The sequence below is a fragment of the Amycolatopsis orientalis genome, assembly GCF_000943515.2.
In the GTDB taxonomy this organism is placed as follows: Bacteria; Actinomycetota; Actinomycetes; order Mycobacteriales; family Pseudonocardiaceae; genus Amycolatopsis; species Amycolatopsis orientalis.
In genome coordinates this window covers 8556933-8577389 of record NZ_CP016174.1, presented here as the reverse complement: position 1 = coordinate 8577389, position 20457 = coordinate 8556933, and the positions used below count along the sequence as shown (strand labels likewise).

Genomic DNA, 20457 nt, shown 5'->3' with positions numbered 1-20457 from the left:
TCAGGGCTTGACGAGCACCTTGAGCGCCTCCCGGTCGGCCATCGCGCGGTAGCCGTCGGGGACCTCTTCGAGCCCGATGGTCCGGTCGAACACCTTGCCCGGCTGATACCTGCCCTCGACGACGTCGTCGAGCAGTTCGGGGATGTAATGGCGGGCGGGGGCGACGCCGCCGGTGACGGTGATGTTGCGGCGGAACAGCGGCGGGCCGATCGGGCCCTCGTCGTACTGCGGCACGCCGACGCGGCTGATCGTGCCGCCCGGGCGGACCGCGCCGACACCCATCTCGAAGGCGGGCTTCGTGCCGACGCATTCGAGGACGGTGTGCGTGCCTTCGCCGCTCGTCAGCTCGCGGACCTTCTCGATGCCTTCGTCACCGCGTTCGGAGACGACGTCTGTCGCGCCGAACTCGCGGCCGAGGTCCGTGCGTGCCTGGTGGCGGCCCATCAGGATGATCCGCTCGGCGCCGAGACGCTTCGCGGCGAGGACGGCGGAGAGCCCGACGGCGCCGTCGCCGATGACGGTGACGGTGGTGCGCTCGTTCACGCCCGCCTTGACCGCGGCGTGGTGGCCGGTCGGGAAGACGTCGGAGAGGGTGAGGAGCGACGCGAGGAGGTCGTCGTCCTCGGTGTGCGGCAGTTTCACGAGGGTGCCGTCGGCCTGCGGGACGCGGACGGCCTCGCCCTGGCCGGCGTCGACGCCCTTCGCGCCCCAGAAGCCGCCGTGCAGACACGAGGTGTGGAGGCCTTCGCGGCAGAACTGGCACGTGTTGTCGGAGTACACGAAGGGCGCGACGACCAGGTCGCCCGTTTTGAGCGTGGTGACGTCGGAGCCGACGGCCTCGATGACGCCGAGGAATTCGTGACCGATCCGGACGCCGCGGTCGCGGGCGGGCATGCTGCCGTACGGCCAGAGGTCGCTGCCGCAGATGCACGAGCGGACGACGCGGAGGAGGGCGTCGGTCGGTTCGCTCAGTTTCGGGTCCGGGACGGTCTCGACGCGTACGTCGCCGGCGCCGTAGATGACAGTCGCTCGCAAGACGGGGTCCTTTCCTCGACTGGGCCCAGTATGGGCGCGTCGCGTTTAGCCCGCTAAACGCGACGCGGGCCGCGCGTCGCGATTAGGGGGCGGAAGGCGACCTGGGGGAGGGAGCGCGTTTAGCGGGCTAAAGGCGACGTGGCCTGCGTGTCGCGATTAGGGGGCGGAACGCGACGCGTGTGGAGGTCACGCAGGAGAAGGATCTCGGCGCCGTGGTGGATGGCCTCACGGTTGATGTGCAGGACGAGGGTCGCGAGCGGGTATTCGGAGTACGGGCCTTCGGCCGGGCCGCACGGCCTCGCGAGGTCTTCGATAGTCAGGCCGCGGACGCCGTCACGCCAGCGCGCGTAGGCGTCGTCGAGCTGCTCCAGCGCTTCTTTGGCCGAGCCCGCGTAGGGGAACGTCAGGTAGTCGGCGGGCGGGCCGTCGAAATGCGACGCGTTCCGCATCGCGAAGACGCCCACGATGATGTGGGCGAGGCGCCAGGCGATCGTCGTCACCGGCGGCGGTGACGGCTCCGGGTACGCCCAGTCGATGGTGAAGCGGCCTTCCTCACCCGGCCGCACCGACCAGCAGCCCTCGACGGGCTCCCAGAAGTATTCGCCGTCGGTGAGCGTGTCCAGCCGCGGCCTGAGGTGCCGTGTCCAGTGCCAGTCGAGCTGTTCGGACAGTTCCTTGCTCCAGTCGATGCCCATGCCTTCGGACGGTAGGCCGCCTAGCGGTCAGCGACTGTCCTGAATCGTGTGGGGGTTGGCGGCGGGGTGACCGGGCCCACCTGGGACGATGGTGGGGAAGCGTGCTGTTCTGATCAGGAGGTCTCAGGTGCCCAGTCCCACCGGTCCGGTACTCGTCGTGGACTTCGGGGCGCAGTACGCGCAACTGATCGCGCGCCGCGTGCGGGAGGCCCAGGTCTACTCCGAGGTCGTCCCGCATACGGCCACCGCCGAGGACATCCTCGCGAAAGACCCGGCCGCGATCATCCTTTCCGGCGGTCCTTCCAGCGTGTACGCGGAGAACGCCCCCGCGCTCGCCCCCGGGCTGGTCGAGGCGGGCGTGCCGATCCTCGGCATCTGCTACGGCCACCAGGTGCTCGCGCAGGCGCTCGGCGGCACGGTCGAGCCGACCGGGATCCGCGAGTTCGGCCGCACCGAGGTCCGCGTCGCCGGTGATGGCGGCGTCCTGCACGCCGGCCTCCCGAACCACCAGCCCGCCTGGATGAGCCACAACGACAGCGTCACCAAGGCCCCCGAGGGCGCCACCGTGACCGCGTCGAGCGATGGCGCCGCGGTCGCCGGGTTCGAAGACGTCGAGCGCCGCTTCGCCGGTGTCCAGTACCACCCTGAGGTGCACCACTCGCCGCACGGCCAGGAGGTGCTTCGCCGCTTCCTGCACGACATCGCCGGCATCCGGCCGCAGTGGACGACGTCGTCCATCGTCGACGACCAGGTCAAGCGGATCGCCGAGCAGGTCGGCGACGGCCGCGCGATCTGCGGGCTCTCCGGCGGTGTCGACTCCGCCGTGGCGGCGGCGCTGGTCCAGCGTGCCATCGGTGACCGGCTGACCTGCGTGTTCGTCGACCACGGCCTCCTGCGTTCGGGCGAGCGCACCCAGGTCGAGCGGGATTTCGTCGCCGCGACCGGGGTCAACCTCGTCACCGTCGACGCCCGTGAGCGGTTCCTCGACGCGCTGGCCGGGGTCACCGACCCCGAGGAGAAGCGCAAGATCATCGGCCGCGAGTTCATCCGCGTGTTCGAGCAGGCCGAGCGCGACCTCAAGGCCGAGGGCGACTACAAGTTCCTGGTCCAGGGGACGCTGTACCCGGACGTCGTCGAGTCCGGCGGCGGCGAGGGCGCGGCGAACATCAAGAGCCACCACAATGTCGGCGGACTGCCCGAGGACCTGCAGTTCGAGCTGGTCGAGCCGCTGCGCCTGCTGTTCAAGGACGAGGTGCGCCGCGTCGGGCTGGAGCTCGGGCTGCCGGAGACGATCGTGCAGCGGCAGCCGTTCCCCGGCCCGGGGCTCGGCATCCGGATCATCGGCGCCGTCGACGCCGAGCGGCTCGAGACGCTGCGCGCGGCGGACGCCATCGCGCGTGAGGAACTCACCGCGGCCGGGCTGGACAACGAGATCTGGCAGTGCCCGGTGGTGCTGCTGGCCGACGTCCGCAGTGTCGGCGTCCAGGGTGACGGGCGGACCTACGGCCACCCGATCGTGCTGCGGCCGGTGTCGTCCGAGGACGCGATGACCGCGGACTGGACGCGGCTGCCCTACGAAGTGCTGGAGCGGATCTCGACCCGCATCACCAACGAGGTCGCCGAGGTGAACCGCGTGGTCCTGGACGTCACGTCCAAGCCGCCGGGCACCATCGAGTGGGAGTGACCCGCTCCGCTCCGACTTGCGTTTAGCCCCCTAATCGCGATCCGGGGCCCCTGGGCGAGCGGAGCGACTTTAGCCCCCTAATCGCGATCTGGAGGGCCTCGGGCACCTGGGCGACCCAGGTCGACTTTCGCCCCCTAATCGCGATCCGGTCGCCTTGGCACCTGGGCGACCGGAGCACGATTAGGGGGCTAAAGTCGCTCCCGCCCGCAGGTGGGGGCAAAGGCGAAGGCCCCGGCGAGGGGCCGGGGCCTTCAGAGGGAGTGAGTCGTGAGCGGGGCCGCTACCGGCGGCTCTTGCGCAGCGAAGCGGCGAGCAGCAGGACGCCGACGAAGATCGCCCCGCCCGCCATGACCCACCGGAAGTCGAACTGCGGCAGCCACGAGGAGCCGTCCGAGAGGACGTAACCCGACACCAGCAGCGTCGCGATCCCGACGATCAGGGTGAAGACGTCCACCCCGCGTTTCGCAGGCTGAGCCGACTGGCTCTGCGAGCTGTCGTAATTGTCGTAGTCGTACTCAGCCACGACGCACCTCCACGTCTCCGACACCGTTCTTGACCTGCAGGACGATCTTCTGGCTACCGGTGCCCGGCGCTGTGAAGTCGACCGCGTCCACGCCGAGCCCCGAGCGGGACTGGCCGAGGCAGTCGACGTCACCCGCCCCGGTCTCGCAGGTGACCTTCACTTCGGCGTTCATCGGCACGAGCACCGTCGAGTTGCCCGCCCCAGTGGTGACCTTCGTGGTCACCGAGCTGTCCGCGGGCAGCTTGGTGAGATCGAGGTCGATGTTCCCGGCCGAGCGGTGATACTCCGGCTGTACGTCGGACACCTGGCTCGGTGTCGCGCTCAGATCGCCCATGCCGCCCTTCACGTCGAAGTTCTCGAACGGGATCGTGGTGAGCGCCATCCCGACGATCGCCAGCGGCACCGCCAGCCCGATCAGCCCGCGGCCGCCCCGCACGAACGCCCCGGCGACCAGCCCGATGCCGACCACGCCCAGGGTGAGCCCGACGACGTGCTGCATGGAGAACCACGGTTCGCCGTCGAGGCCCAGGACGGTGCCCACGCCGCCGACCAGCACGGCCACCCCGAAGGTCGCGACGCCGATCTTCGACTTCCGGCCGCGAGGCATCGGCGGCGCGGGAGGCGGCGGAGGAGACTGCGGCGGCAGACCGCCGGACGGCGAAGCGTTCGGCAGATCCCAGGCGGACGGGTCGGCCGCGAGCGGGTCCCAGCCGCCCTCGGTCGCCGTCGTCGTCGAGGAGGAGGCGGTCGATGCCGAGGTCGACGCCGACGCCATCGAGAACGCGGCGGTCGGATACTCCGGCGCGGGCATCGTCGGCCGGTTGAACTGTCCGCGGCTGCGGTGCAGCAGGTACAGCGCGACGGCCATCAGCGCGAAACCGATCAGCCCGGTGCCGTCGGTCATCCAGCCGCCGCTCAAGGTCCAGGTGAGCCCCGGGAACAGCAGGACCAGCAGCAGCACCGCGAACGCCGGCGAACTCGACGCGCGGCCCCGGCCGATCAGGCCTTCGAACGCGGAAACGCGGTCGCCTTCCTGCGGCAGGAACAGCCAGCCCAGCAGATAGACGAAGACACCGAACCCGCCGAACACGGTCCCGGCGACCAGCGCGACGCGGACGACGGTCGGGTCGATGCCGTACCGGTAGCCGATCCCCGCGGCGACCCCGGCGAACTTGCGGCCGTGCGCCGGGCGGACCGGCCTGCTCCGCCAGAAATCCTTGACGGTCTCTTCGAAGCCGGCCGCGGGGCCGCGCTTCGGCGTGTGTGTCTCACTCCCACTCATGCCACAAAGAATGCGCTCCGGCGGGGACGGCCACATCCGGGATCGTCCCTGAGGTTTCCCCAGCGGGAAGAGTCAGGGGTTTCCCCGATGGATCAGTGTCCCACTCCGTGTGACCATGGAGAACGTGCAGGAATCCGCCCCCAGCGACCTCGCCGGACAGGTGAAGCCGACGATCATCGAGCGCCCGCCGGTGCCCGTTCCCGGCAGTCTGTCCCCGGCGCCCTTCGAGCCGCCCAAGATGTACCGCCGCCGCTCCGGCCGCGCCATCGCGGGCGTCGCCGGTGGGCTCGCCGACCACCTCGGCGTCAAGGTGCTCTGGGTCCGGACGGCGTTCGCGTTGCTGGCCGCCATGAACGGCGCCGGCCTGCTCGCGTACGGCCTGCTCTGGGTCTTCGTCCAGCAGCAGTCCGGTGAGATCGCGCAAGAGCAGGAGAAGGCCGCCCCGAAGGAGAAGCAGCAGGCTTTCGGCCTGATGGCGCTCGGGGTCGGGCTGGCTGTCGCCAGCGGCACGTTGACCGGCCTGATCAGCGGCTGGCTCGCCATCCCGCTCGCGCTCGCCATGATCGGTGCGGCCGTCGTCTGGCGGGAGGCCGACGAGTCGCAGCGGAGGCGCTGGCGTCTCGGCGCCAAGGGCAGCGTCGCCGGGGCGTTCCTCGGCGGCGGTGGCTGGTCGGCCGCGATCCGCGTCGTCGCCGGTGTCGCGCTGGTGATGACCGGGATCGGCGTCGTTGTCCTGCAGAGCGGCAGTATCGACCAGGTCAAGTTCGCGCTGGTCGCGGTGATCGCGACGCTGTTCGGGGTCGCCGTGCTGACCGTCCCGTTCTGGCTGCGCCTGGTCCGCGACCTGTCCGACGAGCGCACCGCCCGCGTCCGCACCGACGAACGCGCCGAGATCGCCGCGCATCTGCACGACTCGGTCCTGCAGACCCTCGCGCTGATCCAGAAGCAGGCGGAATCGCCGCGCGAGGTCGCCAGGCTCGCGCGCGGTCAGGAACGTGAACTGCGCGGCTGGCTGTACGGGCCGACGGGGTACGGCAAGAGCCAGAAAACCGAACAGGAAGCGATCAGCGGGCAGTTGTCCGAGGTGCTCGCGGTCGCGTGCGGCGAGGTCGAGGACGCGTTCGCGATCTCGGTCCAGCAGGTCGTGGTGGGGGAGGCGACGCTGAACGAGCCGCTGACCGCGCTGGTCCAGGCGGCCCGCGAAGCGATCGTCAACGCCGCCAAACACGCGGGCGTCGACGAGGTCAGCGTGTACGCCGAGGTCGAGCCGACAGCGGTGACGGTCTTCGTGCGCGACCGCGGCAAGGGTTTCGACCCCGACGTCGTCCCGGCCGACCGGCACGGACTCGCGGACTCCATCCGGGGGCGGATGGAACGGCACGGGGGCAAGTGCAAGCTGCGTACCGCACCGGGTGAAGGAACCGAAGTCCAGCTGGAGATGCCGGTCAAGGCGGGGAAGGGCGCGGCGTGAGGTCGCTATGCTCACGGGACAGGGCGAACGAGGGAGCATCGTGACGGAGAACCAGCAGACGCGGGAGCCGGTCAAGGTCTTCCTCGTCGACGACCACGCCCTCTTCCGGGCGGGTGTGCGCACCGAACTGGACTCGATCACCGACGACGTCCGCGTGGTCGGCGAGGCGGGCTCGGTGGCCGAGGCGGTCGCGGGGATCGCCCGGACCAAGCCGCAGGTGGTGCTGCTCGACGTGCACATGCCGGACGGCGGCGGCGCCGAGGTGCTGCGCCGGGTCCGCCCGGACCTGCCGGACGTCGTGTTCCTCGCGCTGTCGGTCTCCGACGCCGCGGAGGACGTGATCGCCGTGATCCGTGCCGGGGCGCGCGGTTATGTCACGAAGACGATCTCGTCGAAGGAACTCGTGCGCGCGGTCGTGCGGGTCTCCGACGGGGACGCGGTGTTCTCGCCGCGGCTGGCCGGATTCGTGCTCGACGCGTTCGCCGACCGGCCGGGTTCCGCGCCGATCAGCGACCCGGACCTCGACCTGCTGACGCCGCGGGAGCGCGACGTGCTGCGCCTGCTGGCGCGCGGGTACGCCTACAAGGAGATCGCTTCCGAGCTGTTCATCTCGGTGAAGACCGTCGAGACGCATGTGTCGAGCGTGCTGCGGAAGACCCAGCTTTCGAACCGGTACGAGCTTTCGCGTTGGGCTTCCGACCGGCGCCTCGTCTAGATGGCGGCTGTGCTCATCGGCCTGGTGGCCGTGTTCTTCCTGGGAATGGGACTGCTCGGGCTCGTCGCGCCCGGTCGGCTGATCGCGCCGTTCGGGATCACCTTGGACTCCGCGACCGCGCGGACCGAGGTGCGCGCGGTCTATGGCGGCTTCGGGGTGGCGGTAGCCGTGCTGCTCGGTTTCGCGGCTTTCGACGTCGGCGGGATCCAGCGGGGCGTCGCGATCTCGGTCGCCGTCGCGCTGGTCGGGATGGCCTTCGGCCGGCTGGTGGCGCGGTTCGCGGAGCGGCCCGAGCGGTTCTATCCGAGCTGGCTCTACTTCTGGGTCGAGCTGGTCATGGCGGCCCTGCTCGTCGCCTCTGTGCTCTGACGCCGCGTCGCCTTTAGCGGGCTGAACGCGATGCGGTGAGCCCCCGGGCCCCACCGCACCGCGTCGCGTTCAGCCCGCTAAACGCGCTCAGGAGGGGGACGGAATTCGTGCGTGACCTTGATCTTCCCCACGATGTGCGCGTTGAACTCGGCGAGGTCCTCGGCCGGGACCCAGAGTTCGAGGATGGTCTTCCCGCCCGCCTGCTGGACGGGGTACCGCTTGACGAACTCGGTGTCGACCTCGAACCGCGTCACGAAGCCCGCGCCGTCGTAGCGCACGTTCCAGTCCCGCGCGATCTTGATGGCGTAGTCCTCGTTCAGCACCGGGTAGAAGATCGGCTGCTCCGGCAGGCGCGGCGGCCACTCCCGCCAGCCCGACTCGCGGACGAGGTCGAGCTCGGCCGGGCCGGTCGGTCGCCACAACGTCGTCGTCACGGCGTCGCCTCCCCGGCGGTGGCGAGGGGCCGCTCCGCCACCGGGGCGGTAGCAAAGGTCCCCCGCTCCTTCGGCCGGATCCGGGTCAGCGCGACCCCGCCCAGCACGACCACCATCCCGGCGATCACCCGGAAGTTCAGCGGCTCGGCCAGGAACACCGCCCCCAGCAGCACCGACACCACCGGCAGCAGATACCCGACGATCGAAGCCGCGACGGCGCCTTCGCTCGCGAGGAGCTGGTAATTCAGCGCGAACGCGATCCCGGTCGACCCGATCCCCAGGACCACCACCGCGACGATCGCGCCGGTGCTCAGGTGCACCGGTTCGAAGCCGCCCATCGGCATCGCCAGCAGCAGGAACCCGGTCGCGAGCAGCATCTGCCCGCCCGCCAGCGACATCGGCGAGTCGCCGGTGCCGGTCAGGTACTTGCCCTCGTAGACGAACGCGAACCCGTAGCTCGCCGCCGCCGCGAGGCACGCCAGCGCGCCCCAGCTGAGCAGGCCGGAGGCCTCCCACGGCGCGAAGATCAGCAGGATCCCGGCGAGCCCCGCGACGAGCCCGGCGACGCGGACCGCGGTCATCTTCGTCCGCGCGCCCAGCATCGGTGCGGCGAGCAGCACCCACAACGGCGTCGTCGCGTTGAGGACGCCGGTGATCCCGGAGTCGACGGTCAGCTCACCCCACGCGAACAGCAGGAACGGCAGCGCGTTGTGGAAGAACGCCGCGACGGCCAGATGTCCCCAGATCCGCCGTCCCGACGGCAGCCTGTCCCGTCCCAGGTAACAGAGCCCGATGAGCACGGCCGCCCCCAACGCCACCCGCGCCAGCACCAGCTGCACCGGGGAGAACGCCCCCAGCCCCAGTTTGATCCAGAAGAAACTCGATCCCCACATGAGCGCCAGCGCGCCGATCCGCAGCAGGGTCTTGGTCTCACCCACCCCAGTCCTCCTTCGTGCCTGGCCCAGCTTCGCCGCGCCGACGCGTAAGGACAAGCGAAAATAACTGCAGGAAGGCTTAAGAAGAACTGTAAGATCCGACCATGCTGGACGTCCGCCGCATGCAGGTCCTCCGTGCCGTGATCAGCAGTGGCTCGATCACCGCCGCCGCCCGGAACCTCGGCTACACACCTTCCGCGATCAGCCAGCAGTTGTCCACCCTGGAAAGGGAAGCGGGCGTCGAACTGCTCGAGCGCGTCGGCCGCGGCGTGCGGCCGACCCCGGCCGGTTCGCTGCTGTCCGAGCACGCGGAAACGCTGAGCACCCAGCTCGCCAAGGCCGAGGCCGCGCTCACCGAACTCAAGGAAGGCCGCACCGGCAGACTCGCGATCCGCTACTTCGCCACGGCCGGTGCCTCGCTGGTCCCGCTGGCCGTCGCCGCGCTGCGCCGGGACTTCCCGGGGGTGCGCCTCGATCTGAAGCTGGTCGAGCCCGACGATTCGATGCCCGAGATCGAGTCCGGCAAGGCCGACGTCGCGATGATCGTGCTCCCCACCAGCACTCCCCGCGTCAAGGGCGTCGAGTACGTGCATGTCCTCGACGACCCGTACCGCGCGATCCTGCCGAAGAACCACCGGCTCGCCCGTAAGCGCGTACTCGACCTCGGCGAACTCGCGGAAGACCCGTGGGTCGGCGTCGACGGTCTCCCCGGCGCCTGCCGCGACATCCTGCTCGAGGCCTGCGGCGCCGCCGGATTCGCCCCGAACCACGTCGTCGAAGCCGAGGATTACCAGACGGCACAAGGCTTTGTGGCCGCCGGGCTCGGGGTCGCGCTGATCCCGGAACTCGGCCTCGGCGCCCCGCATCCCGGCGTCGCCATCCGCAAGGTCCGCCGCCCCGATCCGGTGCGCTCCATCCACGCGGCCGTGGCCGCGCACGCCAGGGAACACCCGGCGGTGCGGCGATTCCTCAGCGCCATCCGGGAAGGGGCCCTGACCGGACAGGTAAGGGGGAGTGATCAGGTGGGCAGGAAAACCGGCTGAGCTTGAACAGCCGTATCGGCGGTCGACAGCCTGGCAGGGAACCCACGTTTTCCCGCCAGTGAAAGGATCTCCGTGCGTCCCTTGATCGTCCTGCACGGCTCTTGGCACCAGCCCGCCCATTTCGACGACGTCGTGGGGCGCCTGCGCCAGGTCGGCGTCGAGGTCACCGTCCCCGACCTCGGCGGCCTTCCGGTCGCCGAAACGACCCGCATCGTCCAGGATCTCGTCGACGAGGCGTCCGAACCCCCGGTGGTGCTCGCCCATTCCTACGGCGGACTGACCGCCAGCGGACTACAGGGGATCTCGCACCTGATCTACCTGGCCGCCATCGTCTCCGGACCCGGTGAGACCGCCCAGTACTGGATCGAACGGGCGACGGAGGAAACCGGCCGCGAACCCGAATCGGTGGCATTGACCGTCGACGAAGCGGGTTTGACCCACCTCGACCTCTCCACTGTCCGAGAGTCCCTGTACGCCGACTGCACGGACCCTGTCGCCGAGCGCGCCATGGCGCTGCTGCGCCCCGAGCCTGTCACGATCTTCGACGAATCGCCCGAGGGGACCGCGTGGAAGGACACGCCGACCACCTACATCGCCTGCACCGAGGACCGGGCGATCGTGCCCGACGTGTTCGCCCACTACGCCGCCCGCTGTGAGACGACGGTGACCTGGCGGTCCGGCCACAGCCCCTACCTCAGCCGGCCCGTGGAACTGGCGACACTGGTTCGCGAGCGGTTGTAGCTAAATCAGGAACAGCTCCGCGAACAGCACGCCGATGAGGATCGCCGCCACGACGGCACCGGCCGTGATCAGCCACTTCCGGGTGTCGGACGACTTCGTCGCGGCCGGCGCGGCGGGTGCCGGGGGGTACTGCTGTGTCGGCGGCGCGTACTGCTGCGGCGGCTGATACTGCGGTGGCTGCTGCTGGGCGAACTGCGGAACCGGCTGCTGCGGCGCCTGCTGCATCGGCATCGGCATGGAAGCCGGGACCGTGGGCATCGCGGGCGCTGTCGGCGGGATGAACGCCGTCTGCCGCCCCTCGGTGATGGCGCCCAGCGAACGGACCGTGTCAGCCATCGTCGGCCGCGCGTCCGGGTCGGCCCGCAGCATCTTGCGCAGCGCTCCGGCCAGCGGACCGGCGGTCTGCGGTGGCCGCTCCGACGATTCGCCGTCCTCGCCGAACGGTGGCACCCCTTCGACGGCGGTGTACAGCGTCGCGCCGAGCGAGAACACGTCGGACGCCGAGGTCGCCGGTTCGCCGCGCGCCACCTCGGGCGCCCGGTACGCCGGACTCGCGCCACCACCGGTGATGCCGATGTCGGTGAGCTTCACGCCGCCGTCGTCGGCCAGCAGGACCGTGCCCGGCTCGACGGTCCGGTGCACCACCCCGGCCTCGTGCATCGCGGCCAGCGCGCGGCCGAGCATGATGCCCAGCGCGGCGGCCTGTTCCGCGGTCAGCCTGCCGTGCTCGGCCAGGAAGGTCGACATCCCGCGTGACGGGATGTACTCCATCACCAGCCAGACGTCCGGCCCGTCGGGTAGGACGTCGTAGACCTTGATGGCGGTGGCGTGCTCGAACTTGGCCGCGTCCTTGCCCTCTTGGATGACGACGGCCTTGGCCTGCTCCGCCCGGTCCGGCGGCAGGCCGACGGGCAGGTACATGCGCTTCATCGCGACCGTGCGCAGCAGCCGGGTGTCGAACGCCAGCCACACGATGCCCGCCCGGCCGCGCCCGATGGGCTGATCCAGGCGGTACCGGCCGCCGACGATGGAACCTTCAGAACTCACTTGCTGCCTCGGATCACGTTCCGGCTGGTGTCGATGACGGTGGTGTTGGGGTGTCCGTCGGGGTGGGGGTCGGAGTCGGAGTCGGCGTCTTCGTCGGAGTCTTGGTGGGCGTCTTCGACGGCGTCGTCGGATCCGGCTCGTCCGTCTGACTCGCCTTGGTCGACGACTTCTTCGACGAGGACGGCGTCTCCTTGGGCGGCGCGGACGACTCGGTCTCGGTCGGTGTTTCCGTCGTGGCGGGAGCCGAAGACGTCGCCGACGGGGAAGGCTTTGTCGAGGAATTCCCGACCTGCGCGGGCGTCTCCGGGTTGTTCGGGCTCAGCAGCCAGAACCCCAGCGCGGCCAGCGCCACGACCACGACCCCGCCGATGATCGCGGGTTTCTTCCACGCGCCGGGTTTCTCGTCGTCGTCCTCGTCCACCGGGCTGGTCTGCGCCCGGGTGGGCGGCGGCGGAGGCGGCGGCTTGTCGTAGTCGTCGTCGTACGGATCGTCGTCGTAACCGCCCGCGGGCACCGGGACGGCGCGCGTGGGCGCCTGGCCGCGTTCGGACATCAGCGCGGTCTCGTCGTAGTTGTCGTACCCGTCGTAGTCGTCTTCCGGGTACCTCGACGCGGCCGGCTGGTCGTAGTCGTCCTCGTCGTCGTAGTACGGGCCCGCCGCGGCCTGTTCGTCGAGGAGCGAGCCCGAATGCCCGGCCGCCTCGCTGTCGAGGGCCTGGGTCACGCCGGCGCCCGCGAGGCCGCCGGCGATCGGGGCCGCGAGCATGGTCTCGTCGGCGGGGCCGCCCAGCGGCGTCTCACCCCGCGCGACGGCGGCCAGCAGCTCTTCGCATTCTTCGGCGGTGGGCCGGTGCCGGATCTCGGGGTGCAGCAGCACGGCCAGCACACTGGCGAGCGGGCCGGACTGGCGCGGCGGGATGATCTGCCCGGCCGCGACGGCGTGCAGCAGGCTCAGCGTGTTCTCGCTGAGGCCGAACGGGGGCTGGCCCTCGCAGGCCGCGTAGAGCGTCGAGCCGAGCGAGAAGACGTCGGACTCCGGGCCGGGGTCGCCGCCGATGGCCACCTCGGGCGCCAGGTAGGCGGGGGTCCCGGCGATCATCCCGGTCTTGGTGACCGTGACGTCGTCCTTGGCCCGCGAGATGCCGAAGTCGGTGATCTTCACGGTGCCGTTGGGGGCGAGCAGGATGTTGCCGGGCTTGATGTCCCGGTGCACGATGCCGACCGCGTGCGCCTCGGTCAGCGCGGCCGCGACCTGGGCGCCGATCCTGGCCACCTCGATCGGCGGCAGCGTCCGCTCCTCCTGCAGCACCTGGGCGAGGCTGGTGGAGTTCAGGTACTCCATGATCAGGCACGGCTGCCCGTTGTCGTCGGTGACGACGTCGAACACCGAGATGGCGTTCGGGTGGTGCAACCTGGCGGCGATCCGGCCTTCACGCATGGTGCGCTGGCGGGCGTCCTCGGCGCCTTGGGCCTCCAGGCCGGGCTGCAGCAGCAACTGCTTGATCGCCACCGTGCGGCCGAGTACCTCGTCGTGCGCTTGCCAGACAGCACCCATCGCGCCCGTGCCGATCCGCCCGACGATGCGATATCGACCGGCGACCAGGCGACCCTCGTCGCTCACGCGACCTCCCTTTGGGCTCCGTCTTCACGCCGCGGAGTGGTCCGCGCACGCGGTGCGGCCTTCAGCGCGCCACAGCCTTGGAGCGTATGCACATGTAGTGGTCTGTGTGCCGGCTTTTCCGAGACCGACTCGTGACAAGGCTAGGCGCTCACTCTGCGCACACACACGCGGCACGCTCTGATCGCCCTGGGTGGAGGGCGGTTTCACGCCGGGTATCCGTCACATGTGCTGCGCGGACAACAGCCGGGCGTCGGTGATCAGGCCGGTCGTCTGGTCGGCGAACGCCAGCACCTGCGTGACCCGCACCAGGCCACCGTTCGGATCGCGCATGGTCACCACGGCGAGGATCGTGCCGTCGGCCTGCTCCCGGATGTCCTGGATCTGGATGGCGTCCATGGCGCTCCACGCCTGGATCATCCTGCCCGCTTCGGACTCGGCCAGCACCGGCGCGAGCAGTGAGAGCGCGCCGCCGGGATCGGCGTCGACGGTCTGGTAGAACTTCCGGACCGCGTCGATCTTGGCCTCGGCCGTGGTGACCGCGGCCGGTTTGGCGACCGGCTGCGAACTGGGGCTGCTGGACGACGAACCCTGCCGCGGGACCGAACCCGAGCCGGTGCCCGAAGAGGGCTGGGCCGTCGTGCTGGTGCCCGCCGAGGCGGGTGCCTCGTGCTTGCGCAGCTGTTCGGTGGCGTCCGGGACGGCGAGCCCGCCGAGCGCGGCGGCTCCGCTCATCATCTCGGGCGCGGTGGCGCCCGCCACCGGGTTCTGCCGCTGGGTCCCGGCGAGCACGCCCGCGGTGACGACGGCTCCCGCGACCAGCAGCCCGGCGGCGACCAGACCGGCCAGCTTGGCCCGCCGGGCGCTGCGGCTTTCCGGCTCGTCTTCGGGCTCGGGGCGCGGCGACGGCTCTTCGCGGGTGCGGGCGGGGACGAACTTCTGCGGCTCGCGGAAGACCTGCTCGAGGTACTCGCGGTCGACGCGGGTGTCGTTCAGGATCTCTTCCGGGATGACGTCCTCGACACGTACGGCGTCCTCACGCCGTATGCGCTGTCGATCAAGCACGAAATTCCTCGCTCTGGTCCGGGGCAGGCGCTGGGCCGTTCGGCCGACGCCTCTGGTCCGCGCGGCCGTCTTCTGAACGGTGCGGACCCTGCTGTCGTCAGGTAACCCTGTGGAGACGGTCCGCGGCCAGGCCCTGTCGCCGGAATGCCGTCGCGATACGACGAACGGCAGCTTATGTCACCCACCCGGACCAGGGACAACCGCTCGCCGCACCGCACGTGCAGAGGAACGGGACACCTGCACGTGCGTGGCCACCTACATGCCGTCGTCGACGATCTTGTCGTCGTCACCGAAGGTCAGCGTGCGCTGTTCCATGGTCTTCGTCCCGTCTTTGTGGGTTACCTCGACGGTGTTGACCGTGACGCCGCGGCGCTGGTCGATGCTGACCTTCTTCACTTCGAAATAGGCGACGTCGGCGTAGCGCTCACGCAGGCCTTGCGCGCCTTCTTCGTGGAGACCGCCCGAGGTCACGTTGGAGGCCTGGTGCGGGTCGGTGGTGACGGTGTTGAGGAAGAGTTCGGTGTTGTCGCCCATCGCCTGCGCGTCCGGCTGCGACGCGTACCAGGGGGCGGGGGTGGTCGTGCGGTCGGCGGGCGTGACCGGGGGCTTCTGCGGCCGGTCGCTCGACGGCGCCGTGGGCCTGCCGGTCGTGACGGGGCCGCCCGAATCGGGCTGCGAACCGCCGTTGCCGGTGCTCTCGGGATCCGAGGACGTGCCGGAATTGGCGGAACTGCGGTCGTCGCGGGTGGGGGAGTCGGTCTCGACGCCGGACGGGTTGCCCGCCGCGCCGCCCTGCGGCGGTGTGGTCGGGTTGCCGGCGAGCCCTTCGCTGGTCAGCGGGCTGCCACCTCGGTATCCCGGCCAGCCGCCCTGGCTCTGCTGCTCCGGGAGCGGCTTGCCGACCAGGAAGGAACCGGCGAACAGCAGGCCCACGACGACCAGCGCGGACGCGGCGGCGGCGAACCAGGCGGCCTTGCGCCACGTCTTGGGCGGGGTCACCGAAGCGGGCACCGAACCGAGGTCGAAGGTGCTCAGGCCGTCGAGGGACGGGGCCAGGTAGACGCGGACGTCGTCGGTCTCCACCGGCTCGGGGCGCCGCGGGGCGGGCGCCGTCAGCGTCACCTTCGTGCGCTGGGCGGCCTTCGCGCGCCTTTCCTCCACGGAGGGCGGGGCGGGTTCGGTCAATGAGACCTCGACGCGGGCCGGGCGTTCCACGGGGACCTCGCGAGCGGGCTGGGGGAGCGGCAGCCTGCCGCTCGATGGGGCGTAGCCGGGGCTCGGCGCCCTCCTGTTCCGCGGTGGCGGCAGGGGGAGGGAACCGGTGGAGGGCGGGGCGAACTCGCCGTGTGCGCGATGCCCGTGCCCGGTCGGGCGCTGCCGCCTCGGCGGCACGGGTGGGGTCCAGCTCTCGGTGCCACCGGCCCGGTGGCGGCCCGCGTGCGTGGCGCCGTCCCGTCCGGTCCGTCCCTGGTGTTCCGCCCAGCCGTTCATGTCCGAGCGACCCCCTCACGGGCCGGCCCTGACGGCGATGTGACACCGGTTAAGCCGAACGGAGCAACGGTTTCACGGGATCCCTCCCGAGCAGACTCCCGGGCACTCTCGTGAGCAAATGCACGCGCATGCGACTGCGGGCGCGCGGGGCCATTGCCCCCGCGCGCCATACGGGCATCGCCCGACCCAGACGCAAGGGTCCTCACGGGACCCACACTAAAAGCTCGGCCCCCGCAAGTCTTCACCCACTCTGCAAGTTGCAGATGTTTCACTCGGTCGGGCGCGGCCGTACGGGCCTCGGCGACGTTACGCAGTGCGATCGGCGCTGGTGAAGCTGTTCAGTTGCCGCTGCGGTACTTCTGCTGGGTCGACTGCAGGGCCTTGGTGGCCGTCACACCGCTACCCGCTGCAAGCAAAATGGCGATGATGTCGAGGGTTGTTCCCCCACTAGTGAGCAACCAGGCGAACAACGAGGCCGCGGTGGTACCCGCTGCGATCGGCCAGCGTGTTTTGACGTACTGGGCGATGGGCGTGCCCCCGGCGCGCTTACCCGCCGCGTTGTTCAACAGGGCGAGATAGCCGAGATGGCCCAAGGCGGCGAGCACGCCGGCGATCGCGATCACGACGGCGATGAGGTTAATCATGGTGTCCAGTTTGCCTGGTCCCGAGCCGTCGTGGCTCGGGGAACACCCTGAGTTTCCCCTCACCGCACGCAATCGTGACGCGGATCGCCTTTAGCGGGCTAAACGCGATCCGGTGCCCCCAGGCTCCTGCGGCACCGAGTCGCGGTTAGCGGGCTAAACGCGATCCGGTGCGGTCAGCGCCCCAGCCTGCCCCGGCCCAGGTTCAGCAGCGCCATCGCGAGCTGCCGTCCCTCCGGCCCGAGTTCGCGGTAGCGGGCCAGCACGTCCATCTCGCGGTTGTAGACGATCCTGGTGCCGCCCGCGGCCATCCTGGCGGCGCCGATCGTCTTGGACACCTCGACCCGGCGTTTGACCAGGCGCAGGATCTCACTGTCGAGCCAGTCGATCTCCTTCCGGAGCTCGCCGATCTCTTCGGCGGTGGCGGCGGGTTCTTCGGCATCCGGCTTCTGCGTGGTGTTCATCGGGACCTCTCTTCGGTCCGGATTCCCTGCTGGCCCCCGGAACGGCGAAAGCCCCGGGTCCGCGTGGACTCCGGGGCTTCGGGTGATGGCGTTTTCGGGCACTACGCGATCACGGGAGCCGGTGTCCGGATCCCGTAAAAAAATCGGAACGCGTGGTGCTGCACGCCGATCATTATGCCACAGCGACGCCGTCACGCGGCCGGAAGCCGCGACGGGCCCCGCGCACCCGCGCGTGCACGAGCACGCTCATCGCGAGCCAGAACATCGGCAGGGCCGGCCAGAAGAACGGCACGCCCGAAACCGTCCAGCGGACGATGAGCAGCACCGAAAGCACCGCGGCGATCGCGAGATGGACCCGCACCGCCGGATGCCCGAAGGCGACCGGACGCCGTTTGAGCGCGGGTCGCGGCAGGTCCGAGGTGAGCGCCTCGAGTTCGTCCGTGTACTTGGTGGAATACACAGTGCCGAGCCGCTCTTCTACTTCTTCGAGGGTGAGCCGGCCTTCGCCGCCGGCGGCCTGGATGAGCGAGGCGACCCGCCCCCGGTCGGTGTCGGCTGCCCTGAGCCGGGAGGGAATTCCGTTGGTGTCCATGGCATCCGATCCTCCGCCGCGAACGCCGCCCGCGCGTCGGACGGCAGGCGACAACAGCGCCTACGCCCGGCGCTGTAGCGTGGACCGGCGATGAACACCCTCTTCGATCTCCCAGCGGACGGTCCGGCCAAGTCCCGGCACACGGACCTGCTCGACGACCTGAACCCGGCACAGCGCGAAGCCGTGACCCACGCGGGCTCGCCGCTGCTCGTCGTCGCGGGCGCGGGTTCGGGCAAGACCCGGGTGCTGACCCGGCGGATCGCCTACCTGCTGGCCGAACGGGACGTGCATCCCGGCCAGATCATGGCGATCACGTTCACCAACAAGGCGGCCGCGGAGATGCGGGAGCGAGTGAGCGACCTCGTCGGCCGCCGCGCGAACGCCATGTGGGTGTCGACGTTCCACTCCATGTGCGTGCGGATCCTGCGTCGTGAGGCCAAAACGCTGGAGATGTCGTCGAGTTTCTCGATCTACGACTCGGACGACACGAAGCGACTGATCACGCTCGTCGCCCGCGACCTCGACATCGACCCGAAGCGGTACGCGGCGCGCACGCTGGCCGTGCACATCTCGAACCTCAAGAACGAACTCGTCGACCCGGAGACGGCGTCGTCGAACGCGGCCAACGACCTGGAGCGCCGGGTCGCCGAGGTCTACGTCGAGTACCAGCGCCGGCTCAACCAGGCCAACGCGTTCGACTTCGACGACCTCATCATGCGGACGGTCGAACTCCTGCAGACCTTCCCGGACGTCGCCGAGTACTACCGGCGGCGGTTCCGGCACGTGCTGGTCGACGAGTACCAGGACACGAACCACGCGCAGTACACGCTGATCCGCGAACTGGTCGGCACCGAGGCGAACGAGGCGGGCATCGAGCCCGCCGAACTGTGCGTCGTGGGTGACGCGGACCAGTCGATCTACGCCTTCCGCGGCGCGACCATCCGCAACATCGAGGAATTCGAACGCGACTTCCCGAACGCTCGGACCGTGCTGCTGGAACAGAACTACCGCTCGACCCAGACGATCCTCTCGGCGGCGAACGGCGTCATCGCGCGTAACCCCAACAGGCGCGCGAAGCGGCTGTGGACCGACGCGGGCGACGGCGAGAAGATCGTCGGCTACGTCGCGGACAACGAGCACGACGAGGCCGCGTTCGTCGCGGGCGAGATCGACGCGCTGGCGGACAAGGGCGAAGCGGACTACTCCGACGTCGCGGTCTTCTACCGCACCAACAACCAGTCCCGCGTCTTCGAAGAGATCTTCATCCGCCTCGGCCTGCCCTACAAGGTTGTCGGCGGCGTGCGGTTCTACGAACGGCGCGAGGTCCGCGACATGCTCGCGTACCTGAGGGTGCTGGCGAACCCGGAGGACACGGTCAGCCTGCGCCGTGTCCTCAACGTTCCCAAACGCGGCATCGGCGACCGTGCCGAAGCGGTCATCGCGACCTACGCCGAGCGCGAGCGCATTTCGTTCGCGCAGGCGTTGCGCGGGGCCGTCAACGGCGAGGTGCCGCTGCTGAACCCGCGCTCCGCCAAGGCGATCACCGGTTTCGTCGAGCTGCTGGACGAACTCGGCGAGGTCGTCGAGAGCGGCGCCGAGGTCGCCGACATCCTCGAAGCGGTCCTGGAGCGCACGGGCTACCGCGCGGAACTCGAGGAGTCCGACGACCCGCAGGACGCGTCGCGGGTGGAGAACCTGACGGAACTCGTCACCGTCGCGCGGGAGTTCACCGAATTCACCGCCGAGGTCGCCGGTCCGGACGGAGAACTGCCCGAGGCCGAACCCGGGGTCCCGGAGCCGGGCTCGCTGCCCGCCTTCCTGGAACGGGTCTCGCTGGTGGCGGACGCGGACTCGATCCCCGCGGCCGACGGCGGCGACGACGGGGACGGGCACGACGCGGGGGTGGTCACGTTGATGACCGTGCACACCGCGAAGGGCCTCGAATACCCCGTCGTCTTCTGCACGGGCTGGGAAGACGGGATCTTCCCGCATATGCGTGCCCTCGGTGACCCGACCGAGCTGGCCGAAGAACGACGGCTCGCCTACGTCGCGATCACGCGCGCCAGGAAGCGGCTGTACGTCTCCCGTTCGATGGTGCGCTCCGCCTGGGGGCAGCCGCAGATGAACCCGGCTTCGCGGTTCCTGGACGAGCTTCCGGGCGAGCTGGTCGATTGGCGCAGGCTCGCGCCTTCGTCGTCCTCCGGTGGTTTCGGTTCTTCGGGCGGCTCGCCGCGCGCCGCGACGACCTGGGGCCGCCGCGGTGGTGGCACCTCGTCGCCGTCGGGTTCGACGGGTACGAGCCCGTTCGGCAAGGGCTGGAAGGACACCGTCGCGCTCAAGCTCGACGTCGGCGACAGGGTCAGCCACGACAAGTACGGGCTCGGGACCGTCGTCGCCTGCGACGGGGCCGGGCCGCGGGCCACCGCGACCATCGACTTCGGTGCCGCCGGCAAGGTCCGGCTAATGCTCATCGGCAGCGTCCCGATGGTCAAACTCTAGCCCTGACCTGCGCTTTCATCCCCGTGTCCGAAAATTGTCGGACCCTTCCCGTATACCTCTGTCATCGAACACGAGTTCGATGCGCTGGGGTATGCTGGACGAGCCGGTGTGCC

Annotated in this window: 20 protein-coding genes; 7 read left to right on the top strand and 13 right to left on the bottom strand. The window is 70.2% G+C overall.

From position 1 onward, the window contains the following. Entirely contained in the window at window positions 1-1035 is a 1035-nt protein-coding gene (locus tag SD37_RS37375; protein WP_044855674.1) for a zinc-dependent alcohol dehydrogenase family protein, read from the bottom strand. Window positions 1036-1154: 119 nt separating this feature from the next. After that, window positions 1155-1730 (bottom strand): DinB family protein, encoded by a 576-nt coding sequence (locus tag SD37_RS37370; protein WP_044855673.1) that lies wholly within the window; start codon window positions 1728-1730, stop codon window positions 1155-1157. A gap of 127 nt (window positions 1731-1857) precedes the next feature. Here SD37_RS37370 and guaA point away from each other — a divergent pair, with 127 nt between their 5' ends. Then, window positions 1858-3414, top strand: a complete 1557-nt coding sequence (guaA, locus tag SD37_RS37365) for a glutamine-hydrolyzing GMP synthase (RefSeq protein ID WP_044855672.1) — start codon at window positions 1858-1860, stop codon at window positions 3412-3414. Window positions 3415-3694: 280 nt separating this feature from the next. Here the strand turns inward: guaA and SD37_RS37360 are convergent, their stop codons facing one another. Together SD37_RS37360 and SD37_RS37355 are read right to left on the bottom strand one after the other, a co-directional pair. Then, window positions 3695-3937, bottom strand: a complete 243-nt coding sequence (locus tag SD37_RS37360) for a hypothetical protein (RefSeq protein ID WP_044855671.1) — start codon at window positions 3935-3937, stop codon at window positions 3695-3697. Continuing rightward, window positions 3930-5219, bottom strand: a complete 1290-nt coding sequence (locus SD37_RS37355) for a PspC domain-containing protein (RefSeq protein WP_044855670.1) — start codon at window positions 5217-5219, stop codon at window positions 3930-3932. Before SD37_RS37355 ends, SD37_RS37360 begins: the two co-directional genes overlap by 8 nt. A gap of 109 nt (window positions 5220-5328) precedes the next feature. On the opposite strand from SD37_RS37355, the gene SD37_RS37350 reads away from it, so the two are divergent. The 3 genes from SD37_RS37350 to SD37_RS37340 are packed head-to-tail and all read left to right on the top strand — an operon-like array spanning window position 5329 to window position 7774. Then, entirely contained in the window at window positions 5329-6690 is a 1362-nt protein-coding gene (locus SD37_RS37350; protein ID WP_083255187.1) for an ATP-binding protein, read from the top strand. 7 nt (window positions 6691-6697) lie between these two features. Beyond that, complete coding sequence (locus SD37_RS37345) at window positions 6698-7405, top strand: response regulator (protein WP_145926822.1); 708 nt, start codon at window positions 6698-6700, stop codon at window positions 7403-7405. Then, entirely contained in the window at window positions 7406-7774 is a 369-nt protein-coding gene (locus tag SD37_RS37340; RefSeq protein ID WP_044855668.1) for a DUF4345 family protein, read from the top strand. Window positions 7775-7851: 77 nt separating this feature from the next. Here the strand turns inward: SD37_RS37340 and SD37_RS37335 are convergent, their stop codons facing one another. Together SD37_RS37335 and SD37_RS37330 are read right to left on the bottom strand one after the other, a co-directional pair. Continuing rightward, window positions 7852-8208: a hypothetical protein gene (locus SD37_RS37335; protein ID WP_044855667.1), complete on the bottom strand. Its 357-nt coding sequence runs from the start codon at window positions 8206-8208 to the stop codon at window positions 7852-7854. Beyond that, window positions 8205-9146 (bottom strand): DMT family transporter, encoded by a 942-nt coding sequence (locus tag SD37_RS37330; RefSeq protein WP_044855666.1) that lies wholly within the window; start codon window positions 9144-9146, stop codon window positions 8205-8207. The genes SD37_RS37335 and SD37_RS37330 overlap by 4 nt, the downstream gene beginning before the upstream one ends. A 101-nt stretch (window positions 9147-9247) precedes the next feature. Between SD37_RS37330 and SD37_RS37325 the strand changes: the two genes are divergently transcribed. Then, window positions 9248-10186 (top strand): LysR family transcriptional regulator, encoded by a 939-nt coding sequence (locus tag SD37_RS37325; protein WP_044855665.1) that lies wholly within the window; start codon window positions 9248-9250, stop codon window positions 10184-10186. A gap of 72 nt (window positions 10187-10258) precedes the next feature. Then, the gene (locus SD37_RS37320; protein WP_044855664.1) at window positions 10259-10927 is read left to right on the top strand and encodes an alpha/beta hydrolase; all 669 of its coding nucleotides are present in this window, start codon (window positions 10259-10261) and stop codon (window positions 10925-10927) included. Here SD37_RS37320 and SD37_RS37315 read toward each other — a convergent pair whose 3' ends face one another. The 7 genes from SD37_RS37315 to SD37_RS37285 all read right to left on the bottom strand — a co-directional run bounded on the left by SD37_RS37315 (window position 10928) and on the right by SD37_RS37285 (window position 17845). Continuing rightward, window positions 10928-11974: a serine/threonine-protein kinase gene (locus SD37_RS37315; RefSeq protein WP_044855663.1), complete on the bottom strand. Its 1047-nt coding sequence runs from the start codon at window positions 11972-11974 to the stop codon at window positions 10928-10930. 13 nt (window positions 11975-11987) lie between these two features. Further along, window positions 11988-13595: a serine/threonine-protein kinase gene (locus SD37_RS37310; protein ID WP_044855662.1), complete on the bottom strand. Its 1608-nt coding sequence runs from the start codon at window positions 13593-13595 to the stop codon at window positions 11988-11990. 219 nt (window positions 13596-13814) lie between these two features. Beyond that, window positions 13815-14657, bottom strand: a complete 843-nt coding sequence (locus SD37_RS37305; protein WP_044855661.1) for a hypothetical protein — start codon at window positions 14655-14657, stop codon at window positions 13815-13817. A 255-nt stretch (window positions 14658-14912) separates the two neighbouring features. Further along, window positions 14913-16148, bottom strand: a complete 1236-nt coding sequence (locus SD37_RS37300) for a hypothetical protein (protein WP_236725207.1) — start codon at window positions 16146-16148, stop codon at window positions 14913-14915. Window positions 16149-16486: 338 nt separating this feature from the next. Further along, window positions 16487-16792, bottom strand: coding sequence for a hypothetical protein (locus SD37_RS37295; protein WP_037314903.1), 306 nt, complete (start codon window positions 16790-16792; stop codon window positions 16487-16489). A 173-nt stretch (window positions 16793-16965) separates the two neighbouring features. Beyond that, the gene (locus tag SD37_RS37290) at window positions 16966-17253 is read right to left on the bottom strand and encodes a chorismate mutase (protein ID WP_037314906.1); all 288 of its coding nucleotides are present in this window, start codon (window positions 17251-17253) and stop codon (window positions 16966-16968) included. A 172-nt stretch (window positions 17254-17425) separates the two neighbouring features. After that, entirely contained in the window at window positions 17426-17845 is a 420-nt protein-coding gene (locus SD37_RS37285; protein ID WP_044855659.1) for a DUF1707 SHOCT-like domain-containing protein, read from the bottom strand. Window positions 17846-17935: 90 nt separating this feature from the next. On the opposite strand from SD37_RS37285, the gene pcrA reads away from it, so the two are divergent. Beyond that, window positions 17936-20344 (top strand): DNA helicase PcrA, encoded by a 2409-nt coding sequence (gene pcrA, locus SD37_RS37280; RefSeq protein ID WP_044855658.1) that lies wholly within the window; start codon window positions 17936-17938, stop codon window positions 20342-20344. Window positions 20345-20457 lie beyond the last annotated feature (113 nt).